General features: G+C 63.4%; 8 protein-coding genes. 4 read left to right on the top strand and 4 right to left on the bottom strand.

The genetic code is table 11. From position 1 onward, the window contains the following. Nucleotides 1-631 (top strand): GlxA family transcriptional regulator (locus DH10_RS29250; protein WP_192385625.1); only part of this gene is annotated, 631 nt, incomplete at its 5' end. On the opposite strand, the gene DH10_RS29245 is transcribed toward DH10_RS29250, so the two are convergent. Both DH10_RS29245 and DH10_RS29240 read right to left on the bottom strand, forming a co-directional pair. Beyond that, a complete protein-coding gene (locus tag DH10_RS29245; protein ID WP_312891304.1) occupies nucleotides 612-1,373 on the bottom strand; it encodes a TIGR01458 family HAD-type hydrolase in 762 nt (253 codons plus the stop codon). The two genes, DH10_RS29250 and DH10_RS29245, sit on opposite strands and share 20 nt — an antisense overlap. Before the next feature lie 106 nt (nucleotides 1,374-1,479). After that, nucleotides 1,480-1,683, bottom strand: coding sequence for a hypothetical protein (locus DH10_RS29240; RefSeq protein WP_192253573.1), 204 nt, complete (start codon nucleotides 1,681-1,683; stop codon nucleotides 1,480-1,482). A gap of 420 nt (nucleotides 1,684-2,103) precedes the next feature. Here DH10_RS29240 and DH10_RS29235 point away from each other — a divergent pair, with 420 nt between their 5' ends. Further along, complete coding sequence (locus tag DH10_RS29235; RefSeq protein ID WP_192253571.1) at nucleotides 2,104-2,424, top strand: hypothetical protein; 321 nt, start codon at nucleotides 2,104-2,106, stop codon at nucleotides 2,422-2,424. A gap of 9 nt (nucleotides 2,425-2,433) precedes the next feature. Next, the gene (locus DH10_RS29230) at nucleotides 2,434-4,875 is read left to right on the top strand and encodes a tetratricopeptide repeat protein (protein ID WP_192253570.1); all 2,442 of its coding nucleotides are present in this window, start codon (nucleotides 2,434-2,436) and stop codon (nucleotides 4,873-4,875) included. Nucleotides 4,876-4,909: 34 nt separating this feature from the next. Here DH10_RS29230 and xylA read toward each other — a convergent pair whose 3' ends face one another. Further along, nucleotides 4,910-6,235, bottom strand: coding sequence for a xylose isomerase (gene xylA / locus DH10_RS29225; protein ID WP_192253568.1), 1,326 nt, complete (start codon nucleotides 6,233-6,235; stop codon nucleotides 4,910-4,912). A gap of 112 nt (nucleotides 6,236-6,347) precedes the next feature. On the opposite strand from xylA, the gene DH10_RS29220 reads away from it, so the two are divergent. Then, nucleotides 6,348-6,710 (top strand): nuclear transport factor 2 family protein, encoded by a 363-nt coding sequence (locus DH10_RS29220; RefSeq protein WP_192253566.1) that lies wholly within the window; start codon nucleotides 6,348-6,350, stop codon nucleotides 6,708-6,710. A 263-nt stretch (nucleotides 6,711-6,973) separates the two neighbouring features. Here DH10_RS29220 and xylB read toward each other — a convergent pair whose 3' ends face one another. After that, on the bottom strand, nucleotides 6,974-8,428 hold the full coding sequence (gene xylB, locus DH10_RS29215; RefSeq protein WP_192253564.1) for a xylulokinase: 1,455 nt from the start codon (nucleotides 8,426-8,428) through the stop codon (nucleotides 6,974-6,976). Between the last annotated feature and the right edge of the window lie 164 nt (nucleotides 8,429-8,592).

Here is an 8,592-nt window from a genome sequence, read left to right as displayed (position 1 = left end):
CGGCGTCGAGGCCGGCACCTGGCTGGTGGCCCGCGCCGGCCTGCTCGAAGGCCGCAGCGCCACAACCCATTGGGAAGATATGGAGGATTTCTCCGCTGCTTTTCCCGGCGTCGACGTGCGGCCGGACCGCTATGTCATCGACGGGCCGGTCTTCACCTCCGGCGGCGCTTCGCCGACCTTCGACCTGATGCTGCATCTGGTCCGCACCCGGCTCGGCATGGCCACAGCGCTCGACGTGGCGAGCGTCTTCATCTACGACCAGGCGCGCGCCGCGACCGACGCGCAGCCGCTGGTCTCGCTCGGCAGGCTCGACGGCTATGATCCAAGGTTGGCGCAGGCGATCCGGCTGATGGAAGCGCATGTCGACCAGCCGCTGACCATCGACGCGGTGGCCAAGCGCGCCGGCGTGACGGCGCGGACACTGGAAAGCATTTTTCGCAAGTCGATCGGCGAGACGCCTGGCGCTTACTATCTGAGGCTGCGGCTCAGCGCCGCCCGCCGGCTGGTGGTCGACACGCGTATTGCCATGGCCGACATTGCGGGGCGAACCGGCTTTTCCTCCGCCCCGGCATTCTCCAGAGCTTTTTCCCGGGCTTTCGGCGAAGCGCCGGTCAGGCTGAGGCGCGGCTGACTATCCAGTCGGTCGCCGCCGCGAGATCGTCGACGATCGCAGTCGGAGGCGGCTCGAAGCGTGTTTCATCGCCCGCGCGGTACTTGCCCGTCCGCACGAGCAGCGCCGCGCCGAGCCCGGCGCTGAGCGCGCCGGCAATATCGCTCTCCGCATCGTCGCCGACCATGACCGCATCCGCCGCCGGGCAGTTCAAACCGGAAAGCGCCGAAAGGAAGAAATCCGGCGATGGCTTGCCGAGCACGACAGGGCTTCGGCCACTGGCGAATTCCAGCGCCGCGACGAAGGCGCCGGTGTCGAGGCTGAGCAAGCCGTCGGCATCTTTGAAGGTGCGGTTGATGGCGAGCGCCACGAAATCGGCGCCGACGACGAGTTCGCGGAAAGCGCGGTTGAGACTGGCGTGGTCGAAGGCCTCGCCGGCATCGCCGACGACGACGGCGCGTCCGCTTCCACCTTGCAGCCCGGAGAACTCGACCTCGAGGTCGGGATGGACGAGCAGATGCGGCCGGCGGCCATGCTTGCGCAGCCATTCGACCGCGGCACGCGCCGGCGTCAGCAATTCCTCGTCCTCTACCTTGATACCCATCCCGGCAAGCTGGGCGATGATTGCGCTGCGGGGCGCGCGTGTCGTGTTGCTGACAAAACGAAGCGGCAAGTCTGCGTCGCGCAGACGCTCGATGGCCGCGACCGCGCCTGTTATCGGGGTGTCGCCATCATAGACGACACCCAGAAGATCGAGCAGCACCGTGCGTATCATCGATGCAGGATGGAGAAACGGTCTCCGTTCGTCAAACCAAGGAAAAATCGGGCCAAGGAAGAATCAGGCCACGGAAGAATCAGTGACGGAAGAATCAGGCTGCGTCTCGGCCTTCGCCGACGATGCGCGAGCGCATGCTCCTGACAAGCGCCGTTTCGAGCCGCGCGGCGACCGCGCGATCCCATTCATTTGTCTTGCGGGCGCCGTCTTTCGAATACGGCAGCGCCATCAGCCGATCGATGATCGAACCAGCCTCGCTGGGAGAGAGCATGGCGTCGATTTCGCGCTCGTGCTGCATACGTTTCGCCTCCTTCTTTCCTTCCCGCCGCATGTCCACACTATAGGAAGTCCGTGACGGCTGTTTGAAGGCAAGAGCGGGGCGATTGAGGGGCAGCGCGGGGCAGAACCTTGTCGGCGTCACTCCGGCGCAAAGCTGGTTCGCGCACCGGTTCAGTCAAGGTTGGAGGTGTCTCCAGTCGCCTTTTGATAGGACGGTGGTGAAAGCGTCGCCTGTCTCGGGTTGATCCTGCCCCCTCCGCGGAAGGCAGAGTAGCGGCAGCTTTCAGCAGCAGATATCCGGCCAGATCGTGGGTGAAACTTCGCGCCATGGCATCCTGGCTTGATTGCGACAATTGTTTGATGTTTTGTGGTCTGCTTCACAGACTGCAGTGTATTCTTCGCGTAGCGAAAGCTGTTGGGGTTAGCATCGGAGCGGACTATGGATGCCGCAGTGCTGAAGGCTGTTGGGCAAGTAGCCGGAATCGGTGGTCTTGCGTTGGGGGTATTCCTCCTCCTTTTCCGCGAGATTATCCGTAAAAAAATCTTCCCCAAACTGCCGCCGGCCGAGGCCTATAGGCTTCTGAGACTGATTGTCATCGCGGTGTGGTCGGTGGCTGTTGTGGGCATCGCTGCTTGGGTCTACTCCGGCCAAGGTTTGGCAAAAGCTGCGTCTGCTGATCACGGCAGCATTGCCGTAGGCGGCGATATTTCTGGGGGATCTACGGTCGAAAACAAGGGTGGCGGTGACACGACGAAGTAGGGCATCGCCATGCGGATTACCGCTACAGCAGTCGCGTTGACGTTCTTCCTCGAGGGTTGGTCGCCTACCCCAGCGGAGGCGCTCGGCGACACAGAGGCCCAGAACTGCGCGGTCGCGATTGCCGGCTCGGTCAACGCCAGCCAGATCTCCAACGTCTGCGGTGTCCCGCCGGAAGTCTTGGCGGCGATCGTCAAGGAGTTCTCGGAAGCCAGGAAGGCCTATCAGGATACGAACAAAACGCTTCAGGAGTTGGCCGACGAACGCAGGCAAACTGTCGACAATGTCCGGCAAGCGCTCGATCTGACAAACGGCCAGATACGGGCCGCTTTCGAAATCCTGGGGGAGACGAACGTCCCCTCCGAGCAGCTTGCGAGAAAATTGGCCGAGATTGCGACAAAGTTCAAAGACCTGCAGTCGATAGCTGCGGCGCAGCCAGGCGACACGCTGGAAGTGATTTCGCTTAAGCGCCAGGCCGAGGCGGCGACCAAAGCCGGCGAACTTGACAAGGCAGACGCACTGCTTGCCGATATCGATGACAAACAGGCCGAGGCCCAAGACAAGCTTGCGGCAAACCGTGCAACCACGCTTGCCAACCGAGGCGACCTGGCGCTCGGACGCCTGCGCTATCCGGAGGCAGCGAAACACTTCGCGAATGCGGCGAGCGCGATTCCAGAGGGGCAAGCCTATTCAGAGCAGCGTCGTGATTATCTTCGGCGGGAAGCTTCGGCGTGGTACCATCAAGGAGAGGAGTATGGAGACAACTCGGCGGGTGAGACAGCGGTTGCACGAGAACGGCGTCTGCTAGATTTCACCCCAAGGTCGGAATTGCCGCTCGACTGGGCAACAACGCAGAACGATCTTGGGGTGTCGCTTTTCGCTCTCGGCGAGCGCGAGAGCGGCACGGCGCATTTGGAGGAGGCCGTGGTTGCCTACCGGGCGGCGCTGGAAGAAAGGACCCGCGAACGGGTTCCGCTCGACTGGGCGCAGACACAGAGCAATCTCGGCATCGCATCCTGGGCCATCGGCGAGCATAGCGGCGGGACAGACCGCTTGGAAGAAGCAGTCGTTGCATTCCGGGCGGCGCTGGAGGTGGAAACGCGGGAGCGGGCGCCATTTGCCTGGGCGCAGACACAGAACAATCTCGGCGTTGTACTTAGGAGCCTTGGTGCGCGCGCAGGCGGGACGGCGAACTTGGAACAGGCAGTTGCTGCTTCCCGCGCGGCGCTCCAGGAATGGACTCGTGAGCGGACGCCTCTAGATTGGGCGAGGGCCGAGGACAATCTCGGGCTGACGTACTGGGTGCTCGGCGAACGCGAGAACGACGCGGTTCGTCTGAAAGAAGCGGTCGCGGCCTTCACTCAAGTGTTAGGGGAATGGACACGTGAACGCGTACCCATGCGCTGGGGCGCGGCGCAGAGCAGTCTCGGCAATGCGCTTCGGGCACTTGGCGAGCACGGCGATAACGCAGCAAGCCTCGAGGCAGCGGTCACTGCCTACCGCGCGGCGCTGCAGGAGTTGACTCGCGAACGGGCGCCGTTCGACTGGGCGACTACACAGAACAACCTTGGCAGCGCGCTTGTGTCCCTCAGCAATCACGAAGCCGGCACATCTCGGCTCGACGAGGCGATCACCGCCTTTAACGCATCGCTACAAGAATGGACCCGGGAGCGAGAACCCCTGCGATGGGCAATGGCTCGGTTCAATACCGCAAACGCGCTGGTGGCTCTGGGCCGGCGCCAACAAGACATGGCGCAAGTTGAGAACGCCATCCCGATATACCGTGAGGTTCTGGAGGAGTGGACGCGAGAACGCGTGCCGCTCGACTGGGCTCAGGCCCAAACTGGTCTCGGTGGAGCGCTCGCCATCCTCGATGCGCACGGAAATGACACAGCCTTGCTGCAGGAGGCGGTCGCAGCCTACCGCTCGGCGTTAGAGGAAGCGACTCGCGAACGGGCGCCATTCGTTTGGGCGACGACACAGGCGGCTCTTGGCGAAGCACTGTGGATGTATGCAAAGCGGACGAAGGGACCGAAAAGCCTCGAGCGCGGAAAAGCAGCGCTCGCCGCTTGGCGGTATAGTCAACTGGTGTTCACGCGCGAGCAACAACCGGAGCGATGGGCGAATATCCAAAATTCGATCGGGTACGGGCTGGTCATAACCGGCGAATGGGAAAACGATGTTTCCCGATTTGCGGAAGCGGTCCCGATCCTGCGTCAGGCACTCGCAGTGCAACAGAAGCAGCACGTAACCGTGAGTGTCGCGGCCACGTCTGACAGCCTGTGCCGTGCGTTGCTGGACATAGGTGATCGGAGCAAGGACCGCTCCATCCTGCTGGAGGCCAGACAACTTTGTGAGGACTCAGTCAACGCAAGGAAAGGCGCCGGGGCCGACACAACCGAGACCGACGGCAATCTGGCCACAATCGCCGCCGCGCTTAAGTCCCTACCCTGAGCTTTCAGCCGATGCGAAAGCACCCCCGCCGGTATCACACATAACGGTTGACGATGTTTTCCAGCAATTCCTGGCGGCCGGAACGCGGCTGTGGTTCGATCTTCTTCTTCACCACGCGCTCGGCGATCTCTTCCAGCGTGCGCTTGCCGGAAAGCATCGCCTTGCCTTCGGCCGTGTTCCAGCCGGCATAGCGCTCGGCGAGCGGAGCCGACAGCGCCTTGTCCTCGATCATCTTCGCCGCCGCCTTGAGGCCGCGCGCGCAGGCATCCATGCCGCCGATATGGCCGATCAAGAGATCCTCCGGGTCGAGCGACTGGCGCCTGAGCTTGGCGTCGAAATTGGTGCCGCCGGTCTTGAAGCCGCCGCCCAGCAGGATCTGGTAGTAGGCCAAGGCCATTTCCGGCACGTTGTTGGGGAACTGGTCGGTGTCCCAGCCGGACTGGTAGTCGTTGCGGTTCATGTCGATCGAGCCGAAGATGCCGAGCGCATTGGCCAAAGCCAGCTCGTGCTCGAAGGAATGGCCGGCAAGGATAGCGTGACCCTGCTCGATGTTGAGCTTGACCTCCTTCTCCAGCCCGAAGCGCTTGAGGAAGCCGTAAACGGTGGCGACATCGTAGTCGTACTGGTGCTTGGTCGGCTCCTGCGGCTTCGGCTCGATCAGGATCGTGCCCTTGAAGCCTATTTTGTGCTTGTAATCGACGACGAGGTTGAGGAAGCGGCCGGCCTGCTCCTGCTCGCGCGCAAGGTCGGTGTTGAGCAACGTCTCATAACCTTCGCGCCCGCCCCACAGCACGTAGTTCTCGCCCTTCAGCCGCTTGGTGACGTCGATGCAGCTCTTCACCGTAGCCGCCGCATAGGCGAACACGTCCGGATCGGGATTGGTGGCCGCGCCCGCCATGAACCGGCGGTGCGAGAACATGTTCGCCGTGCCCCAGAGCAGCTTGACCCCGGTCTGTTTCATCTTGGCCGAAAAATAATCGGCGATCTCGTCGATGCGCGCGGCACTCTCGGAAAAGTCCTTGCCTTCCGGGCGCACGTCGGCGTCATGGAAGCAGAAATAGGGGACGCCGAGCAGCGAAAACATCTCGAAGGCGACGTCGGCCTTGAGCTTGGCCAGCTCCATCGAGTCGACACCGCCGGGCTTGGCGAACCAGGGGCGGTCGAAGGTCTGGCCGCCGAACGGATCGCCGCCTTGCCAGGCGAAGGAATGCCAATAGGCGACGGCGAAGCGCAGATGGTCTTCCAGCCGCTTGCCGCCGACGATCTCGTCCGGATTGTAGTAACGGTAAGCCAGCGGATTGGTCGAATCCGGCCCCTCATATTTGATCTTCTTGATGTCGCCGAAAAATCCGCTGCTCATGGCTTCCTTTCTCTCCGAATGCTTCCGCCCGATTACCTCAGGCGTAATTGGTTTCGCTCGTCTGTGGGGCGAAAAGGGTCATGTCGAAACGATCCAACCAAGGATGAAGACAATGACCGACCTCAACACGATCGCCCGGAACTACATCACCGCCTGGAACGAGAGCGATGCGGTGCGCCGCAAGGCCTTGCTCGTGGCTGCTTTCACCAGCGACGTCAGCTATCGCGATCCGGTCATGCAGGGCGATGGCCACGAAGGCGTCGCTGCGCTGATCGATAGCGTCCAGCAGCGTTTCGCCGGCTTCCGTTTCTCGCTGAAGGGTGAGCCGGACGGTTTCGCCGACCGCATCCGCTTCTCGTGGAATCTGGGGCCCGAAGGCGCAGAATCCCTCATCGAGGGCACCGATATCGGCGTCATCGAGAACGGCCGCCTGAAGAGCGTCACCGGCTTCCTCGACAAGGTGCCGGCGCAGTGAGATAGCTTCGTCAAAGTGCGGTGGAGAACGCCAATTGCTAAGGTCGGCGCCGCCCCTCATCCGCCTGCCGGCATCCTCTCCCCCTATAGTGACGGGGAGAAGGGAGTTGGCCGCAGCCTCGGCGCCCTTCCTGCAACGCTGGCGATTGGCGAAATCGGCGATGACCGCGCCCCTCTCCCCGTTCCTATACGGGGAGAGGATGCCGGCAGGCAGGTGAGGGGCAGCGCCAACGCCCGGAAAAGGGTGATGGGTTAATCCTTGCCTCACGCGGTTACGCCCCTGATCGCCGGATAGAGCGCGCGGTAGCGCTGATAGGCATCGGCGAAGGCACCGCCGAGCCCGGCATCCGGCTCGATCGTCGCATCGGTCGCCGGCGCGGTGCAGACGGCGTGCGGATCGGCGCCCAACGCGGCGATCAGGCCGAGTCGCGCGGCGCCGAAAGCGGCGCCGAAATCGCCGTCGGCCGGAATGTCGACCGGCACCTGCAATGCGGTGGCGATCGCCTTCAGCCAGTAGCGCGAGCGCGAGCCGCCGCCGATTGCGGTCACTCGGGTCAGCGTCGTGCCGGCCTTCTTCAGCGCTTCGAGGCTGTCGCGGAAGGCGAAGGCGACGCCTTCGAGCACGGCCTGGGTCAATACGGCCCGGCTCGACTCATGCGCGAGGCCGGTGAAGGAGCCACGAATGGCGGAATCATTGTGCGGCGTGCGCTCGCCGGACAGATAAGGCAGGAAGGTGACGCCTGTCGGCGCCTTGAGTGTCTCACCGAGCTCGCCGGTCAGCTCGCCGGCGCCTTTGCCGGTGATCTCCGACAGCCAGTTGAGCGAATCGGTGGCCGACAGGATGACGCCCATCTGGTGCCAGGTGTTGGGCAGCGCGTGGCAGAACGTATGCACCGCGCTTTCCGGATTGGGCAGATAGGACGCGTTAGCCGCGAAGAGCACGCCCGACGTGCCGAGCGACACGAAAGCGTTGCCGGCGCCGACCGTGCCCATGCCGCAGGCCGAGGCCGCATTGTCGCCGGCGCCGCCGGCAACCGGAATGCCGGCCCCAATTCCCCATTTCGAGGCGAGCTCGCCGCGCAGGGCGCCGGCCTTCGCCGTGCCTTCGACGAGCGAGGGCATGTGCTTCTCATCGAGCGATGTCGCCGCCAGCAATTCGGGCGCCCAGCGCCGCTTCCCGACATCGAGCCAGGAGGTGCCGGCGGAGTCCGACATTTCGGAAATATGCTCGCCGGTCAGCCAAAGCCGCAGATAGTCCTTGGGCAGAAGCACCTTGGCGACCTTGGCGAAGATTGCCGGCTCGTTGTTCTTCACCCACGCAAGCTTCGGCGCCGTGAAACCGGGGAAGACGATGTTGCCGGTGAACTTGCGGAAGCGCGGGTCGGCGTCGAGCGCGGCCGCCTCGACATGGCTGCGCGTGTCGTTCCACAGGATGCACGGGCGCAGCACCTTGTCGGAAGCGTCGAGCAGGGTCGCGCCATGCATCTGGCCGGAAAGGCCGATGCCTTTGACGGCCGCGAGTTCCTTCGGATGGGAAGCCCTGAGGTCGGCGATCGCTGCCTCGCAGGCTTCGATCCAATGCGCGGGATCCTGCTCGGACCAGCCGGGATGCGGCCGCGACACATCGAGTGAGCCATGGCCGGAGCCGACGACGTTCTGGCGATCATCGATCAGCAGCGCCTTGACGCCTGATGTGCCCAGGTCGAGGCCGAGATACATGATTTCCTCCCACTGCCATTAATTTTTTCGGATCTCGAAAAAATCTGGCTTGGCCAGTTCTTATGCCAAGATCCGCCTCGGGTCAATTCTCCGACAAATCGGCCGCGCGTCGCGAGAGCAGCGCCGACAGCGGGCCCTCCGGCCGCGCCAGCCGGCGCTCGGCG

The sequence above is a fragment of the Mesorhizobium silamurunense genome (assembly GCF_014843825.1).
Classification (GTDB): Bacteria; Pseudomonadota; Alphaproteobacteria; order Rhizobiales; family Rhizobiaceae; genus Mesorhizobium; species Mesorhizobium silamurunense.
Note: the sequence above shows the minus strand (reverse complement) of the source record. Positions and strands in the feature narration are given on the sequence as shown.

Excerpts from the sequence above, each read along its gene's own strand:
- DH10_RS29240 (WP_192253573.1), bottom strand. The coding sequence starts at position 1,683 with ATGCAGCACGAGCGCGAAATCGACGCCATGCTCTCTCCCAGCGAGGCT.
- xylA (WP_192253568.1), bottom strand. The coding sequence starts at position 6,235 with ATGAGCAGCGGATTTTTCGGCGACATCAAGAAGATCAAATATGAGGGG.
- DH10_RS29230 (WP_192253570.1), top strand. The coding sequence starts at position 2,434 with ATGCGGATTACCGCTACAGCAGTCGCGTTGACGTTCTTCCTCGAGGGT.
- xylB (WP_192253564.1), bottom strand. The coding sequence starts at position 8,428 with ATGTATCTCGGCCTCGACCTGGGCACATCAGGCGTCAAGGCGCTGCTG.
- DH10_RS29220 (WP_192253566.1), top strand. The coding sequence starts at position 6,348 with ATGACCGACCTCAACACGATCGCCCGGAACTACATCACCGCCTGGAAC.
- DH10_RS29235 (WP_192253571.1), top strand. The coding sequence starts at position 2,104 with ATGGATGCCGCAGTGCTGAAGGCTGTTGGGCAAGTAGCCGGAATCGGT.